A 16,279-nucleotide genomic window follows, 5' to 3' on the forward strand; every position below is an offset into this window, starting at 1 on the left:
TCCCCAACAAAGCGACTTAAGACGCACCGGAAATCGGTGCTGTTAACATTCGTCGCCGCCAGCAGCGAACGCCGCAAGACGATCCAGCGTTTGGCTCCAACCTACCGGCATGCCCTCCAGAGCGGCCGATGCGTTATCAGAGAAAATCTCCAGCAGCCTCGCTCGCATCAGCAATTCGGTTTTCCCACTTTTTTCATCGAAATCGACGGTTGTATGGACCGTGAACATCGGCTGACCGTCCGATCCCAACGCGGAAGAAGCAAAGCCGAACCGCGAAGGCGTTTGAACTTCCAACACTGCGCCGTTCATGGGATAAATCGTCCCATCAGGCCCGCACATCTCGATGTAGATCGCGCCGCCTGGGGTAGGGTCGATTTGGCAAACCGGATTGGTGAAGCCGGTGGGCCCCCACCACTTCGCCAAGTAATCCGAATTGGTCCAAGCGGCGAAAACTGCGGCGCGGGGCGCATCGATCAGGCACGAAATGACCAGCCCTTCATCCGTTTTCGGATCTGTAGAGAGAATCGTATTCATCGTCGAAACTCCATTAAGTGCGTGAAGCAGGGTATGGGCTCCAGCGAATCGCCAGTTTCGGCAAGCGGCGCAGCGCCAGATAGCCCATGGAAATACAACAACTCGCGATCAGGCCGGTTCGCAAATATCCGGCCGTCGAAAGCGGAACGCCGATACCAGTAAACAACGCCAGATACGCCGCCAGGCAGATTGGGCACTTGGGGATCAGCGCCAGTACGGCGCTGGGGATGATCCACGCGATCGCTTCCAGCGTCCGGCTCCGCCATGACGCTCGCGATTTACGACAGCAACAAGACGTAGCGGTTGGAGAGGTCATCACGCGTTTCCTGATTGCGAATGACAGCACGCGTGTGCTTTCGACGAATGCTCATACTCGTCGTGCAACCGCCACCACATCGTGCCTTGCCCGTTCAAGTCCGGCATGCCGTCCCAACCTTCGCCCCGTCCCATCGGCGTGAGATCAAGATATTGATTGGTCGAAAGCAACGGATCGAGCCCGCGGCCATAAGTGGAATAGGTATGAAACAGGCGATCGCCGTCTCGTAGGAATACGCTGCAACCAGGCTGTTCCCCTTCCAGGTGATACGTTTCTTCTTTTTCGTTCAGCGTCGCTTGATCCTGGAAGTTGTAGTTCACCGGAGCAATCGACGCATCGATGGTGACATGAAAGTCGTAGTTGAAATCGCCGCCATAGGACGAGTACCACGGCACGTTCCAGCCCATCCGCTGTCGGAATCGCTCGATCTTCGCCAGTGGAGAGCGGGAGATCATCACCAGATGCGTGTCGCGAGCATGCAAGTGTTCAGCCCGCGGCAAGCAGTCGGCGAGATGCGAACAACCGGGGCAGCCGGCGTCAGTTACCCCCTGCTTTTTCGCGAGCGGCGAATCGTCCGGCTCCAGCATGAAGTGATAGACGATCAATTGCCGTTTTCCGGCGAACAAGTCGAACAGTTTTGCCGGACCGTCGGGGCCTGTGAACACGTAGTCCTTGTCGATCTCGACCATCGGCAAATCGCGACGCGCCATGTTGACCGCGTCACGCTGCTTCGTCAGCGCTTTCTCGGCGGCTAGCAGCGTCATGCGCGCTTTAAGCCACTTTTCTCGTGTGACGACTTCAGGCAGAGTGATTTCAGAAGTTGCAATCGCGTCCATTTTCAAACTCCGCAAATGGTTGATAGAAGGATATGACTTATAACGTAGCGAGATACGCTTCCAACTTATCCAGCGTCCCGCTGAATCGTTGCTGCATGTTCTCGCGCTCCTCCAGAAAGGTCTGTTCCTGTTCCCGGCTAGAGTTGATCGGCGTACTCCAAAATTCGGCCCGAGTTTGCCCATCTTCATCGAACAGTTCGATGGCGCTCAGTATTTCTGGGGGCCAAGTTGGACTCAGCGGATGCACGACAAGCTTTTCGTCGGCGTCAGCAAAAGAGAGGACGTAAGTCAGCATCCGATTCGGTTCGATCTCGCGATAGACGAACTTGCCGAACATCTCCGGTCCATCCGGCATCTTCATCGCGTAATGAAACACGCCGCCTGGTTGGAGGTCGAGCTTGACGACCCGCAGCGAAAAACCAAGCGGTCCCCACCACTTTTCTAAATGCTGGGCCTCGGTCCAGGCCTGATAGATCAACTCGCGGGGAGCGTCGAAAATGCGGGTGAGTTGGAAATCAATTTCAGGATTCGTATTCGCAGCGGACATCGATTTACTCCTCAAATTCTCCACCGTTAATATCGAAGGAAAAATCAATCTAGCGCTGGCTAACCAGCTTTTCGGCCAACTGTTTGATCCGCTGGTTGCGGAAGTCCCAGCCGCCGGTGACCCCGTCAAAGACTTCTTGCGGAATCTGACCTAGCGCGCGGTGGGTCAACTGGATTGTCGTCATCCCCTTTTCTTCCACCAGACGATATTGCAGATGGTTGGTCGCGGCGAAAGACATGAACATCGGTCCGCAGATCTCGAGCAGCTTGGGAGGTTTGATTACTTGCACGTGACCCCAAAAGTGCCCTGCCCCTTCGCCCAAATCGCGAAACCAACGTCCGCCGGGCCATGCTTCCAACACCATGGGGAACGGCTGGTCCCCTTCTGGCATTACGCCTGCCGGTCCCATTTCGGTCAGGACCGCTTCAAAGGTGATATCGATCGGCGCGGCGATCTCGATCTCTTGGTAGATGTGCAGCACGCGAACAGCTTCTGAATTGTTGACAGCAACCATCGATTACAACTCCTTGGAATTGGAAGACTTCTTTTTGCCGGCTCGCTCGGCAGCGAGTTTTTCGGCCCGCTGTTTGATTCGAGACAGTTGACCGCTCCAAAATTGCTCGTAGGTTTTGACCCAGTCATGCACGGGACGTAACTCCACCGCATTTAATTCGTATAAGCGATGCTGCCCCTGCTTGCGAACCGACACGATGCCGACTTTGCGGAGGACGGCCAGATGCTTCGACACCGTCGGTTGCGACAGCTGAAGCGCCTCGACCAAATCTCCCACCGCCTGAGGGCGAGTGCTCTGCGCCAACAGGTCAATGATCTGCCGACGCCGGGGTTCGGCGATCGCATTAAAAACGTCGGTTGTTGTGGCGGCTCTGGGCATGTCTTTATTTATATTCCCATAAGGGAATGTGTCAACGGTCGGCCTGAGAAAAAGTTCAAATCCAACTTGGTGGATGAAAGATGGGATCGCAATTTGGCGTTGCGCTTGTCGCGTTGCCAAACTCACCGGTCTGCGAGTCGTCCAGCTAATGTCGACATCGCCTGATTAGTTGTCCTCGTCAGATTTTCCGATGACGAGAATCATCGAGAGGATCGCCCCCAAGGTCAGCACCAACGCCAAGGAAAGAAACGACCAGTGCATCCAAAACAAAATGCGATAAAAACTCGAGTCCGAAAGACTGCCGGCGAAAATCCCTGCGGGCAACGGCAACGTTCGCATCCAAGCGAGACAGGTCGCAATCAACGCCAACATGCTGGCCAGGAAAAAATCGATACCGGCTCGGTAGATCTGCTTTAAGATGACTTCCGAAGCGAAGGTCGGCGTGACGCGGCACCAATTGAATGCCAATGCGCTTAAGGACAGGATTACGATGAATGAAGTGAACGAAAGGATTTCATTACGATTCTTCATTTCCGCAAATTGAGAAATTAGAACCACGCCCGATATCAGCACCAAAAAAGGAGGGACCAGCAAACAGGCGATGCTGCGCAAAGTGCGTTGGGCTGGTGCAAGATATTTGGAATCAAATGAGGGCATGATTTTCCTTCGATACAGCCGTGGGTAGAAATCAGAGCAGTTTGCGTAGACATCATAGTCGCTTTTCCAGCAAGATTGAGACATCCTTTTCCGACTTTTCCCGCCCAAGTTGGGAGCGATTTCGCGAACCAGTGAGCTGGTATCCTTGTCACGACAGGCTTCCCCCTATTATTAAATGCTGTTGCTGGAGATACCCGATGACCGACGAACTTGCCGGCGTTCGCCAAGGTTACGACCGCTGGGCGGCTATGTACGATCATGAACGGAACCCAATGCAAGCGATCGAGCAGCCGCAAATGCGTGCTGCTGTTGGTGATGTCCACGGCAAACGGGTGCTTGACCTTGGCTGTGGTACCGGCCGCCATGCACTTTGGCTGGCGGCGCAAGGCGCCGACGTTGTGGCCGTCGACTTCTCAGCAGGAATGCTGGCCGAAGCGCGGAAGAAGTCTGGCGCCGAGCGCGTGCAATTCGTCGCGCTCGATCTGGCGCAGCCGCTCCCCTACTCCGCCGAATTTGATCTGGTCGTGAGCGGACTGGTGCTGGAACATCTGCGCGAGCTCGAACCCTTTTTCGCCGCTGCTCACAACGTCTTGAAGTCCGGCAGCCGCGCGGTAATCTCAGCGATGCACCCCGCAATGTTTTTGCGCGGCGCCCAAGCGCGGTTTACCGATCCAGCGACCGACGAACTGGTGATGCCGGGAAGCTTGGCTCACTCGGTCAGCGAATTTGTCATGGCGGCGGTGCGGGCTGGCTTTCAGGTCGAAAACGTCCGTGAGTTTTCGCCGGATCAAGCATTCGCCCAAGCGTTCCCGCGGGCCGAGAGATACATCGGCTGGCCGATGTTGGTGCTGCTGGAGCTGCGAAATGACTAATCCAAACGAACTTCGGCGAAGGTTCTGGTTCATACGCACGCAAATATCCAGCAAAATGCTAGCGGCAAACTCAGCGTACAAGCTTTCGAGCCTGCGATCGACGCTTCTCTTGGTGTTGTTTTTACGCTATCCGATTGGAGGGGCTCACAAATCTTCTCGCGACCGAACGCAAAGCAGTCGCAGGCCGAGAGCGAAAAGCCGCGATTTCACGATTTCTTCGTCACAACAACCGCGTTGCGGCACGCTCGAACGCCATCGCGGCTATATTCAGGGGCGCGTCGGAAGCGGCTGGCGCGTTTATTCTCTCTCGGTTCAAGTTGGAATCCACTCATGGGTCTGTTTCTCTCAATGTCTGGCGTCATCGGCAAAGACGTCGCGGCGGTTCAAGCTGCACTAGCCGCTTACGCGGTGGAAAAAGAGGGAGAGTTCGGCGAAGCGGAGCGGACGACCGACGATGACGACTGCTTGGTGTTGGCCGGCGAAGGAGATCGCGTTTCAATTTTGTATCCCTATGAGTTCTTCGATTGGGACGCGGCGAGTCAGTATCTTTCTCGCGCGCTCGATACGCCGGTCTTCTCGCTCCATATACATGACGAAGATCTTTGGATGTACTTGCTGTTCCGCAAAGGTCAGGTCATCGACTCGTTCAATCCGACGCCCGACTATTGGGACGAATCGCTGAGCGAAAAAGAGATGGCCGAATGGGCCGGCGACGCCAAAGTGGTCGCCGAAGCGGCGCCTGGCTTGGACCCTGCCGAAATCGAGAAGTATCTGATCCGCTGGGACGAGTCGCTGTTTGACGAAGAACGCAAAGCTTACGAAGATGACGAGTTCCCGGCGCCCGACTGTTGGCAGATGCTCGACTTCATGAAGAAGCTAGGGCTCACCTATCCGATCACCGCCGACGGCGAAATCGAAGGCGCTACCTTCCGCTTCGTTTGCGAAACGAAGGGGGAAGGCGTTTAAAGCGTCGTAGGGTCCTCTGTGCGGACCAAGCGTCTGAGATCGGTTAGTTTTCGCGCCACCACCAAGCGGCGATCTCTCCTTCGTCCTGCATTACCTGCACGATGTCATCGATGCCAGAAATCGCGCCGATGTCATTGACGACCAGCACAAACGCGAACTTGCGTCCGCTGGCGGCGTCAATATAGCCGGCGGTCCCTTGCGCTTTGATCACCATTTGGCCTTTGTCGTTCAGGGTGATATACGTTCCGGTTTTGGCCCACACGTTTCCTTTGGCCCCCTGGATCGCTTCGATCTTTTCATAGTTATTGACGGTTGCAAGCGAACCGTTAACGCCCATTTGAGGCAGCGCCTTTTTGAACGTGGGGAAGTTGTCAAGCTTGGCGCGGGCGGTTAGCAACTGGCCAATCGCTTTAGGCGTCGCCGACGAATCGCCGCCGCCGCTGCCATCAACAAAGTGGTAGTCGTTGGGTGAAATTGCAAAATTGGCCTGCAGCGCTTTGGCTTCCACTTTTAAAGCGTTCTCCAGCGTATCGACGCCGTTATGGACGCCTAACAGAATCAAGCTGGTGTCGGCGCCGATGTTGTAGCTGACTTTCAAGATCCACTCGACGAATTGGCCGTACTTGGCGGAAGTCAGTTTTGCGACTTGCTGTTCGGCTTGATAAGCGTTGCGAGCAGGTAACTTGTCGGCGGCGTTGGGGGCCGTTTTGTCCGCCGACACGGTCACGCCGGCCTTCGCTAATTCTTCGATCAACACCGTGCGGGCATAGTTTTGCGGCTGCGTGATGCGAACCGTACGAACGAGCGGCCAGGCGCCGGTCAGCACCGGTTTTAGGTCGATCGGCAACGTGCCGGCAAGCGGCACGCTGCAATGGGGCTGGCCGACGCATTGGGGGAAGGGATCATAGTCGATGTCCAGTTCAGATCCGGCCAGGCTCGTCTGCAGCGTGGAGGTCAACGAGAGCGCCGCCGACCGGGGGCGCCAAGCGACGTCTGCTGTTTTCCCCGCTTGGCCGGGCTGCATCTTCAGGTCGACAAAATCGTCGTTGATAAAGATCGAGCGCAGGTCAAACTCTTCGCGAAATTCGTACGGCTGAAACAAGCGATCATCCATGATCACGTCCCCTTCGATGCGCTGGATTCCAGTTGCGGCGATCTGCTGGGCCAAGTTGCGATAACCGGCCAATGGATCGGTTTTCGTGAGAATCGCGTTGCCCAATGCGTTGGCTTCGCTGTGATCGAATTTGGTGTAAGCAATGGTGCCGTCGGCACGTTCTCGTCCCCCCATCGACAGATCGCCGCTGGCGACCAAAATCAAATTGCCGGTGAGGACGCCATCCTTCACGTCGCCTTGGCGATAGATCGGCGTGACGAAGCGATAATCTTCGCCCAACTGGTCGAGCGCCAAGCCAACGCTAAACAGTTTGCGGATCGACCCGATCAGAAGCTTCTGATCGGCGTTCTTCGAATAGACGACATCGCCGGTTTCGAGGTCAAGAACCAAGATTCCCCAGGTCGCCTTTTGATACAACGGCTTCTGCAAAATCGCATCGACTTCCGGCGCAAGCAGAACTTGGGCCTGGACTGAGGCGGTTAAGCTAAGCAGCATTACCGGAAGAATCGTCAGGAACGTTTTCGTGAAGTGATGCATCTGGATGCTCGTTGTACGTAGGAGAATTGACTGCGCTTGCGCGCAGCAATATGGCAGTACAACCGTACGACATGCGACAGACAAGGCAACGGAAAAGTTGGCTTCCATTGCGCAGAAGACGTAGGGTCCGCTGGGCGGACCAAAGTCGATGGCGCTTCCATGGTCCGCATGGCGCACTCTACTGGGAGGCGGGCTAGTACCCGAGGCCTGGCTCGGTAAGAACTGCTGTGCCGACATACCCTTGCGTGATGTCAAACATGCTCGGGTAGCGCTTCGCCCATTCGGTATTGCCGGCCGGGCAGTATTGTCGCCCGTTTCCTTCGATCGCGGCGATCGTGGGCATGCGAGCCGCCAAGCTGGCGGAGTGCAAGAACGACGCGCCGGGGCAGGTCAGATCCTGCACGCAGAGGAACATTCCGAACTTCTGCGCCGCGGCGCCCATTAGCAGCGCCTCGCTTTGGCCTTTGCAGGCCTTCAGCGCAACGCCGCTATAGCCTTGTTCACGCGCGAGCAGCAGCGACTCGTAGTCGATCAGCGATTCGTCGATGACGACCGGTTTGATCTTCGCGGCGGCATGCATCCGGTTTTCGGGATTGGCCCGCAGGTCGCGACTAGTTGGCTGTTCGATGTACTGAACTCGATCAAGCGCCTCGGGACTCGACTCGCTCAGTTTGGCGAGAAAGTCGAGGATGTATTGCACGTTGGGGCAGCGCTCGTTGAAGTCCAGCGAGTATTGCCATGCTTTGCAGCCCCGTTTCGTTTGAGCGTCGATCGCGACGGCGTCGATCTTCGCGACTCGTGCGACATCCCAGTCGAGATTGTCGCCGTTCAACTTGATCTTTAAGTGGGTCAGGCCATCGGCGATGATCCAGTCGCCCAGCGTCTCGGGCAAGCCGTCCCCCACAGGGTTTTGCAGTTCGTCCTGATCCAACGGATCGAGTGCGCCGATCAAATGATAAAGCGGCATTTGCGGCTGCGGCGTTCGCAACGTGTAACGATCGAGATATTCACCGGCGAATTCAGCCGAGAGATAGGTCGCCAGATCCGTATTAGCGAAGTCTGCACCAAGAACGTTGTAGCTGTTGAGCCCCAAAGCTTTGCCGTAAGCATCGTGGATCGCCGCTTCCACCGGGCTGGCTGCGACCAACGTCGCCAGTTTGGGAACCGCTTCGGTGACGTTCGCCTTCTGGGCGATCGTGCTGGCGATACCGGCGTATTGCGAGTGTGCCGCGGCGGTCAGTTCGAGCGGGTGTCCGCTGAGATCGAGTTGCGGCGCGGCTTCCGCGATCGCTGTCCCAATGTCGACCATCGCTTGCAGCGTCGCGTCGCCAGAAGTGATCGATGTCGGCCAGGCCCAAACGTTGCCCATCGGCATCGAACCGAAACCGCTGCCGCGTCGCCCGTCGGCTGTTTCCACATCCAACGCCACGTTCAAGAGCGTGACGTCGTTGACCACGCGCCCCCCGAACTTGATCGGGGTGCGATAGTTGATATGTTCCGCCGAGATGCGGACGTCGCGAATGCGGATATCGGTAGGTTTGGCCATTGAGTTGCTCCTAGGTTCGACGCGAGCGGGAAAATGCCGGCGTGGGATGAACCGTAGAATATGGCGGGAGACAGGCTCCGCCGCAACCAAGCTTAAGAGCTTTTAGACTAAACCTTTGCGAACGGCCCATACAGCTGCTTGGGTACGGTCCGAAACGCCGACTTTTCGCAGAATGTGTTGGACGTGTTCTTTCACGGTCTCATAGCTGATGTGGAGCGCCTGGGCGATTTCTTTATTGGTCAAACCCAACGCAAGTTGCCGCAGCACTTCGCTCTCGCGTTGCGTTAGCGGCACTTCAACATCTGCATTCAAACGGGGAGTCGCGAGAGCGCCGGTAACGCGGCGTAACTCATCTCGCGTCCAAGCGCTTTCGCCGTTGGCGGCTGTGTGGATCGCATCGACCAGACGATCACGAGGATCCCCTTTCAATACGTAACCGTTGGCTCCCAGCGCGACGGCTCTCGCGACGTAGGTCGGATTGTCGTAGGTCGACAGGATCAGAATCGGCAAATCAGGACGTTCAAGCTTGATCCGACCTAGCGTGGTCAGGCCGTCCCCTTCGGGCATGCGGATATCAAGCAGGACGACGTCAGGATTGACGGAAGTAACCATCCGCACCGTCTCTTCCCCGGTTCGGGCTTCTCCAGCGACTTCAATGTCGGTACCCGAGACAAGGCTCTTCAAACCGCAACGGACGACTTCATGATCGTCCGCGACTAACAATCGAATGGTCATTCAACACTCCAGATGCAACGCTCTACTTGTCGTATTCGCCCTTATTGTACCCGCCATCGGTGTTAGTGGCGTCGCGGCACTAGGTTCTTTGCGAAAATCGGGGCGGATTTACGACAATTTTCTAGCACTTCCGGCGCCAAACAGCTTACCTAAAAGTTAGGTGGCGAAAGATGTTGGGTGTTGTAGGGAAAAAACGACAAAAAATGGGTTATTCGAACCTTCGCCTCGCGGCTGGGATTCCACTGGGGGGAATGCTTGCCCTCTCCCCTCTAAAGCAATCATTACGACAACCGCTCGTAGTTGCTACAGCGGTTTTCCGCGGACGGCCAATAAACATCGCTATTTTGAAGGAAAACAGCCGGGTTGTACTCGATTGAGCACAGTATGATGCGGTGAAAACGCATACATCAGCAGCGAATCGGCCCTGCCAATGTATGCAGAATCAACGCTTTCAGCAGAAAAGCAAACTGACAATTGCGCTCAATCCGCAGAATTGAGTAAGGTAAAAAATGAGGGAAAATGGTGGAAAATTCGGTTGGGTCGAGTCTTAATGAATGACCGGACAGACGTCAAACCACTGGCGACCCTGCTTCATCATCCAATCGGTTGATGAATCGGGGCCCCAACCGCCCGCTTCGTACGTCACCAATTCAGGCGCAGCAGGGCTATTCCATGCGGCCAGGATGGGATCAACAATTCCCCACGCAAGTTCGACTTCGTCGCTTCGCGCAAACAGGCTCGCGTCTCCCTGGATCGCGTCGAGCAGCAAGCGTTGATATGCATCCGGTAAGTCTCCGGCAAATTGGCGGCGGAAACGAAAATCAAGATCAGTCGTACGCGTCCGCATCCCGGCGTCGGGGACTTTGCTCTGAATGTGCATCTGGAGACCTTCGGCCGGCTGAATCTGGATCACCAAGCGGTTCCCTTCCATCGACTCGCAATGGTCAAACAGGGTGAGCGGCGGCTCTTTGTACTGGATGACAATTTGCGTTGTCCGGCAAGACATCGCTTTTCCACTTCGCAGATAGAAAGGAACGCCTTGCCAGCGCCAATTGTCGATCCACAGTTTTAACGCGGTGAAGGTCGCGGTTTGACTGTTGGAGGGGACGCCTTCTTCGTTGAGATAACCTTTGTATTGACCGCGTAAGGTATTCTGTGCGAAGTCGGCGCCGGTCATCGGGCGAACCGCTTCCAGCACTTTTACCTTTTCGCCGCGGACCATATCGGCGTCAAAGCGAACCGGAGATTCCATCGCCGTGATCATCATCAATTGCAGCAGATGGTTTTGCACCATGTCGCGCATGACGCCTGAAGTATCGTAGTATCCGCCGCGACGGCCAACGACCACTTCTTCGGCCACCGTGATTTGCACATGGTCGATATAGTTGCGATTCCAGAGCGGTTCAAAAATCGAGTTGCCGAATCGCAAGACCAACAGGTTTTGAACCGTCTCTTTGCCCAGATAATGGTCGATGCGGTAAACGTGATCTTCGGCAAAGACCTTGTGGACGCGCGTATTTAGTTGCTCGGCGGTCGTCAGATCGGTGCCGAACGGCTTCTCGATCACCACGCGGCGCGGACCGGCGGATTGATCCGCCAAGCCGGCGGCGCCCAGCATTTCGACCGCGATCGGATAGAGCTTGGGCATGGTCGAGAGATAGTAAATTCGAGTCGACTCACCCTCTTCCAGCTCGTTCAAAAAGGTCGCCAAACGATCCATGTCGGTCGAATCTTGCAGATCGCCAGGTTGATAAAAAACTTGGCCTGCGAACTCAGCCCACATTTTCGGCTCGAATGAATCGCCGGTGAACTGCTTGGTGGTCTTCTCCAAGTCGGCTCGCCAGGCGTCGTGCGAGTATTCGGTTCGTGAAACGCCTACCACGCGAGTCGCGTCGGGCAAGCGCCCTTTGCGATATAACAGGTAGAGCGCGGGGATCAGCTTGCGGCTTGTCAGGTCGCCGGAAGCGCCGAAGATCACGATCGTGTGCGACATGTTGGTTGTTTTCATGGAGAGTGATCGAAGAGGACGCGCGCAGTGCGATACAGGTATTTTAGAACTTCTCCGGCGGCATGCGAAACCCGACAACCAGGTTCTTGCTCAACTAGCGGAGACTAGAATCGCATCGAAGTAAATCCGCCGTCAACGTAGATTGTTGCGCCGGTGATGAAGCTGCCCGCCTTGGGGGATAAGAGGGTGATCGCCGCCCCTACGAGTTCTTCCGGTTCGCCAAAGCGTTTCATCGGCGTTTGCGCCATGATGTTGGAAACGCGATCTTGATCCAAGATTTTTCGGTTTTGTTCCGCCGGAAAAAAACCAGGACAAAGAACATTGACGCGCACCTTGCGCGTCGCATACTCGCGGGCCACATTTTGCGACAAATTGACGACCGCCGCTTTAGAGGCTGAATAGGCGTAAACGCGCGACAGCGGCAAATGCGCGGTCACGCTGCCGATGTTCAAGATCGATCCGCCGCCGGGTTGCTCAGCCATCAGCGGTGCAAAAATTTGGCAGGCCAGATGCGTGCCGGTCAGATTGGTCGCGATCACACGGTCCCAATCTTCTTCCGTGATTTCTTCGTAAGGTACCGACGAATTGATGCCGGCGCAATTGACCAGCATGTCGACCGAACCGAACTTGTCGAGCGTGATCTCCTTCAGCTTGGTCAGCGACGCCCGACTAACGGCGTCCACCGGCTGAAAGATCGCCTCACCGCCGAGTTCCTGGATGCGGACCGCTTGTGCGGTCCCACGTCCCTCGTTCATGCCAGACACGACGACGTTGGCGCCGGCTTGGGCCAGCCCTTCGGCAATGGCCCCGCCCAATACGCCGGTCGCGCCGATGACGATGGCTGTTCGACCTTCGAGACCGAACAAGCCCCGCAAATAACTATCCGACATTTCGACCTTTCTCGACCTTGAAATCTATTCCCGCTATACCGTACGCCTACGACTTACGCTTTCGGCTCTTTACGCAACTTCAGCCATTCGGCGTGGAAGGTGCCGTCCATGTCGTTTCGCTTGAACGTATGAGCGCCAAAGTAGTCGCGTTGGGATTGCAGCAAGTTGGCAGGCAGATCCGCGCGACGATATCCGTCGTAGTAGGCCAATGCTCCCGCGAAAGCAGGCGCCGGAACGCCGAGTGTCGCCGCCGTAGCGACAACGTTGCGCCAGCCGGCTTGCGCCTTGTCGATCGCATCAGTGAAGTACGGAGCGAGCAGCAGGTTTTCGAGGTTCGGATCGGCGTCAAACGCTTCTTTGATCCGGTCCAGGAATTGGGCCCGAATGATGCAGCCGCCGCGCCACAGCAAGGCGCAGTCGCCGTAGTTCAGCGGCCAATCGTGCTCGGCCGCCGCGGCTTGCAACTGCACGAAGCCTTGGGCGTAGCTGATGATCTTCGATGCGTACAACGCGTCTCGCACATGTTCGATGAACTGCTGCTTGTCGCCGCTGTAGGATTCCTTGGGACCGGCCAGCACTTTGCTCGCGCGAACGCGAGCTTCTTTGACCGCCGACAGGCTACGCGCATAAACGGCCGTCGTGACCAGCGTGCTGGGAACGCCCAAGTCGAGCGCCAGTTGGCTCATCCATTTGCCGGTCCCTTTGGCGCCGGCGGCGTCCAACACCTTGTCGACCAGGAAATCGCCGGTCTTCTCGTCTTTAACGCTGAAGATGTCGCGGGTGATTTCGATCAGGTAGCTTTGCAGGAAACCGCGGTTCCACTCGTCGAAGACGTCGTACAGTTCTTCGTTGGTCAGTCCGATCCCATGCTTCAGCAAGAAGTAGGCTTCGCAGATCATCTGCATGTCGCCGTACTCGATGCCGTTGTGAACCATTTTCACGTAGTGACCGGCGCCGCGCGGGCCAACCCATTCGCAGCACGGGATGTCATCGTTCGGACCGACCTTGGCGGCGATCGCCTGAAAGATCTCTTTCAATTCGGGCCAAGCCGCTTCGCTGCCGCCAGGCATCAAACTCGGACCTTTGAGCGCGCCTTCTTCACCGCCGGAAACGCCGGTTCCCGAGTAAAGCAGCCCCTGCTCTTCGACATACTTGGTGCGACGTTCGGTATCGCTGTAGAGCGTGTTGCCGCCGTCGATGATGATGTCCCCCTTGTCCATCAGCGGGATCAGCTGATCGATGATCGAATCAACGGCCGGACCCGCTTTGACCAGCATCATGACTTTGCGGGGAGCTTTGAGCGACTTGACCAGGTCTTCCAGCGTATGACAGCCGACAAACTTTTTGCCGGCGGCGCGACCGCTGATGAATTCGTCGGTCTTTTCCGTCGTGCGATTGTAAACGGCGACGCTATAGCCGCGGCTTTCGACGTTCAAAGCGAGGTTCTCGCCCATGACGGCCAAACCGATCAAACCGAAATCACATTGTTCGGACATGGTTCTTCACTTTCTTACAAGATGTCGTAGTCAGACGCGGTGACGCGCTGCTGGCGGAAACTTCAAATTTGCGGTGTTCGTTAATCTTCAACGGGCCAGCTGGGACGCGAAGGCAAGTAGCGATCGAATTCGTCCAACAACCCCTTTTGATAGGCGCCGGCGAACTCTCCGCTGAGGAACTTGTCGATAGCTTCGGCCTCAAATCGCTTCCAGCTGTTTTCCTCGTCGCCCGGATTGATTGGGTAGAAGAGGCAGTTGTTCGCTTTGGCGGCGGCGTAGTCGCCGGGAGCGTCGCCGATCATCAACGTATGATTTTCGGCGTACTTGGTCGCATTGGTCAGGGTCTCTTTTTTGTTGCCGGCTTCCTGCCCGCAAATCGAGGTGACGTACTTGGACAGGTCATGCTCCGACCATTCCGCTTCGAGCGCTTCGTTTGGCGTGGCCGAAACGACCAGCATGTCGGCGCTATCTTTCAGCTTTTCGAGCGATTGGCGAACGTACGGGAACGGCGGAACTCCGCGGACCATCCCGGCGATCATGTCGTTGACGGCGATTGACCACTCTAGGCAATGCTTTAGTTCGGCGTCGCCGGTTTCGGCCACTTTCTTTTCGAGGGCCGGATTGCCGAGCTTGGTTTCTTCTTTCACCCACTGCGCGATCGATTGCGGAATCTTGATCTCGTAGCCGCGTGCTTTGACTTCAGGACGCTTGCCGAGCCACTCGAGCGCTTCGATCAAAGCCGGAAAGCGATTGATGCCGCGGCTCTTCGAGTAGAGATTGACGAACTCGGCAGCTTCCCGAGCGTACTTGCTGACTCCCTGCAGCTCGTAGTAGTTGATGATGTTGGGAATGAAGCATTCTTTGTGCTTCAGTTCCATCGTGTCGAAGACGCAGCCGTCGGAGTCGATGCCAACGAGAAATTCTTTGCTCGGTTCAATTTGATAGGTCATCGTCGTAAATCGCTTTGAGAGTGTGTGATTGGGTGAAAACGCCAGAATCGGCTGAGTTATTTCGGCGCCTTCTGGCGATCGGCTTGCGGCACGTAAGCGGCGAGCTTCTGGTCGGCGAACAGCGGCTGCAGCCGAGTCATTCGCTGGCGACCGTCCACCATCGGCAGCGAAACCATCCCTTCGCCCAGCAACGGCTTGGCGTAGCGAATAAAGTCGTCAGTTACATCATAACCGTTGGCGGTGATCCATTCTTTGGGGAATGTCCGTTCGCTGTTGGCGACTTCGGCCAGCGGGGCTTTGTCGTAGCGAACGCTATAAACCGGTCCGTCGTTCCGCAAAATGGTCGACATGAAACCCGACTCACGCTTCGACGCCAACAGCGCCGCCTTTTGACCGGCGTGATACGCTTCGTCCAGGTCAACGCTTGATGCGTACGCCATCGCGTGACGCTGATCGGTGCCGGAGACGTTGCAGCGAGCCGCGCCTTTGGCGGCCAGGCCGTTTTGATTCAGATAGTTGGTCACGGTCTGGGCGACCGTGATTTGGCTTGAGCTGAACGAAGTGTGCCCGAACGAGTCTTTCACTTCGCCGATGTCGCCCACGTTGAAGCCTTCGCTGATGACGACCATGCAGCGGCCATCTTTTTTCAGCTGCTCATTGACATTTTGGTGCAGCTCTTCCAGCGAACAGGGAGATTCGGCCAGATAAATCTGCAGCGGCATTTCACGATGGGGATCGGCCAGACGCGCCGCCGCCGGGATGTAACCGATCTTGCGCCCCATCGCCTGCATCACCAGCACCGGATCGGCAGGGCTGCTCCCTTGGTTTTCTTCGTTGGCGTACTGAACCATGTGCATCCAGTACTTCGCCGTCGATGCGTAGCCTGGCGTGTGGTCGATCAGCTTGAACTCGCTATCGCCGACGTCATTGTCAATCGTTTTCGGACCGCCGATGCCGATCAGATCCAAGCCGCGCTCTTGGGCCATCAACGCCATTTTGTTGGCGGTGTCCATCGAGTCGTTGCCGCCGATGTAGATAAAGTAGCCGATGTTATGGGCCTTGAAGACTTCGATCACGCGGTCAAAATCTTCGTTCTGCCAATCCTTTAGCTTGTAGCGGCAAGTGCCGATCGAGCCGGCGGCCGGCGTGTAGCGAAGCAGTGAGATTTCGTCCGCCGGCTGATCCGAAAGGTTGATCAGCTCTTCTTTCAGCACTCCTTCGATACCGTGATGCGCTCCGTACACGGTGCCGATGTTGTCCAGGTCGCTGGCCATCTCGATGATGCCGCGCAGCGTATTGTTGATCACCGGACTCGGGCCGCCGCTTTGGGCGACGATCATATTCTTGGGAGCGCTCATTTCATAACTCGGGCAGCAAAGGGGC

At 56.4% G+C, this 16,279-nt stretch carries 17 protein-coding genes; 2 read left to right on the forward strand and 15 right to left on the reverse strand.

Translation table 11 applies throughout. From position 1 onward, the window contains the following. Positions 1-42: 42 nt before the first annotated feature. The 7 genes from M4951_RS11255 to M4951_RS11285 form a co-directional block, all read right to left on the reverse strand. A complete protein-coding gene (locus tag M4951_RS11255) occupies positions 43-534 on the reverse strand; it encodes an SRPBCC domain-containing protein (protein WP_262026582.1) in 492 nt (163 codons plus the stop codon). A 13-nt stretch (positions 535-547) separates the two neighbouring features. Beyond that, entirely contained in the window at positions 548-850 is a 303-nt protein-coding gene (locus M4951_RS11260) for a hypothetical protein (protein ID WP_262026583.1), read from the reverse strand. After that, positions 850-1,686, reverse strand: a complete 837-nt coding sequence (locus M4951_RS11265; RefSeq protein ID WP_262026584.1) for a DUF899 domain-containing protein — start codon at positions 1,684-1,686, stop codon at positions 850-852. Before M4951_RS11265 ends, M4951_RS11260 begins: the two co-directional genes overlap by 1 nt. Before the next feature lie 37 nt (positions 1,687-1,723). Continuing rightward, the gene (locus tag M4951_RS11270) at positions 1,724-2,233 is read right to left on the reverse strand and encodes an SRPBCC family protein (protein ID WP_262026585.1); all 510 of its coding nucleotides are present in this window, start codon (positions 2,231-2,233) and stop codon (positions 1,724-1,726) included. A 49-nt stretch (positions 2,234-2,282) separates the two neighbouring features. After that, the gene (locus M4951_RS11275; RefSeq protein WP_262026586.1) at positions 2,283-2,747 is read right to left on the reverse strand and encodes an SRPBCC family protein; all 465 of its coding nucleotides are present in this window, start codon (positions 2,745-2,747) and stop codon (positions 2,283-2,285) included. Between the two features lie 3 nt (positions 2,748-2,750). Next, on the reverse strand, positions 2,751-3,125 hold the full coding sequence (locus tag M4951_RS11280; RefSeq protein WP_262026587.1) for an ArsR/SmtB family transcription factor: 375 nt from the start codon (positions 3,123-3,125) through the stop codon (positions 2,751-2,753). A gap of 165 nt (positions 3,126-3,290) precedes the next feature. Beyond that, positions 3,291-3,656, reverse strand: coding sequence for a hypothetical protein (locus M4951_RS11285; protein WP_262026588.1), 366 nt, complete (start codon positions 3,654-3,656; stop codon positions 3,291-3,293). Positions 3,657-3,979: 323 nt separating this feature from the next. On the opposite strand from M4951_RS11285, the gene M4951_RS11290 reads away from it, so the two are divergent. Both M4951_RS11290 and M4951_RS11295 read left to right on the forward strand, forming a co-directional pair. Continuing rightward, the gene (locus M4951_RS11290; RefSeq protein ID WP_262026589.1) at positions 3,980-4,654 is read left to right on the forward strand and encodes a class I SAM-dependent methyltransferase; all 675 of its coding nucleotides are present in this window, start codon (positions 3,980-3,982) and stop codon (positions 4,652-4,654) included. 330 nt (positions 4,655-4,984) lie between these two features. Beyond that, entirely contained in the window at positions 4,985-5,620 is a 636-nt protein-coding gene (locus tag M4951_RS11295; RefSeq protein WP_262026590.1) for a hypothetical protein, read from the forward strand. A gap of 43 nt (positions 5,621-5,663) precedes the next feature. Here the strand turns inward: M4951_RS11295 and dacB are convergent, their stop codons facing one another. The 8 genes from dacB to M4951_RS11335 all read right to left on the reverse strand — a co-directional run bounded on the left by dacB (position 5,664) and on the right by M4951_RS11335 (position 16,254). Continuing rightward, positions 5,664-7,271: a D-alanyl-D-alanine carboxypeptidase/D-alanyl-D-alanine-endopeptidase gene (gene dacB, locus M4951_RS11300; RefSeq protein WP_262026591.1), complete on the reverse strand. Its 1,608-nt coding sequence runs from the start codon at positions 7,269-7,271 to the stop codon at positions 5,664-5,666. 193 nt (positions 7,272-7,464) lie between these two features. Further along, positions 7,465-8,817: a mandelate racemase/muconate lactonizing enzyme family protein gene (locus M4951_RS11305; protein WP_262026592.1), complete on the reverse strand. Its 1,353-nt coding sequence runs from the start codon at positions 8,815-8,817 to the stop codon at positions 7,465-7,467. A 102-nt stretch (positions 8,818-8,919) separates the two neighbouring features. Beyond that, positions 8,920-9,552, reverse strand: coding sequence for a response regulator (locus M4951_RS11310; RefSeq protein WP_002652771.1), 633 nt, complete (start codon positions 9,550-9,552; stop codon positions 8,920-8,922). Positions 9,553-10,099: 547 nt separating this feature from the next. Continuing rightward, positions 10,100-11,545 carry a glucose-6-phosphate dehydrogenase gene (zwf, locus tag M4951_RS11315; RefSeq protein ID WP_262026915.1) on the reverse strand — a complete coding sequence of 482 codons (1,446 nt, stop codon included), beginning with the start codon at positions 11,543-11,545 and terminating at the stop codon, positions 10,100-10,102. A gap of 119 nt (positions 11,546-11,664) precedes the next feature. Beyond that, a complete protein-coding gene (locus tag M4951_RS11320) occupies positions 11,665-12,450 on the reverse strand; it encodes an SDR family oxidoreductase (RefSeq protein ID WP_262026593.1) in 786 nt (261 codons plus the stop codon). Between the two features lie 53 nt (positions 12,451-12,503). Next, a complete protein-coding gene (gene gndA / locus M4951_RS11325) occupies positions 12,504-13,946 on the reverse strand; it encodes an NADP-dependent phosphogluconate dehydrogenase (protein ID WP_262026594.1) in 1,443 nt (480 codons plus the stop codon). An 80-nt stretch (positions 13,947-14,026) separates the two neighbouring features. Beyond that, a complete protein-coding gene (locus tag M4951_RS11330) occupies positions 14,027-14,896 on the reverse strand; it encodes an HAD family hydrolase (RefSeq protein ID WP_262026595.1) in 870 nt (289 codons plus the stop codon). A 56-nt stretch (positions 14,897-14,952) separates the two neighbouring features. Then, positions 14,953-16,254, reverse strand: a complete 1,302-nt coding sequence (locus M4951_RS11335) for a diphosphate--fructose-6-phosphate 1-phosphotransferase (protein ID WP_262026596.1) — start codon at positions 16,252-16,254, stop codon at positions 14,953-14,955. Between the last annotated feature and the right edge of the window lie 25 nt (positions 16,255-16,279).

Origin of the sequence: Blastopirellula sp. J2-11, assembly GCF_024584705.1 — a bacterium.
Taxonomy (GTDB): Bacteria; Planctomycetota; Planctomycetia; order Pirellulales; family Pirellulaceae; genus Blastopirellula.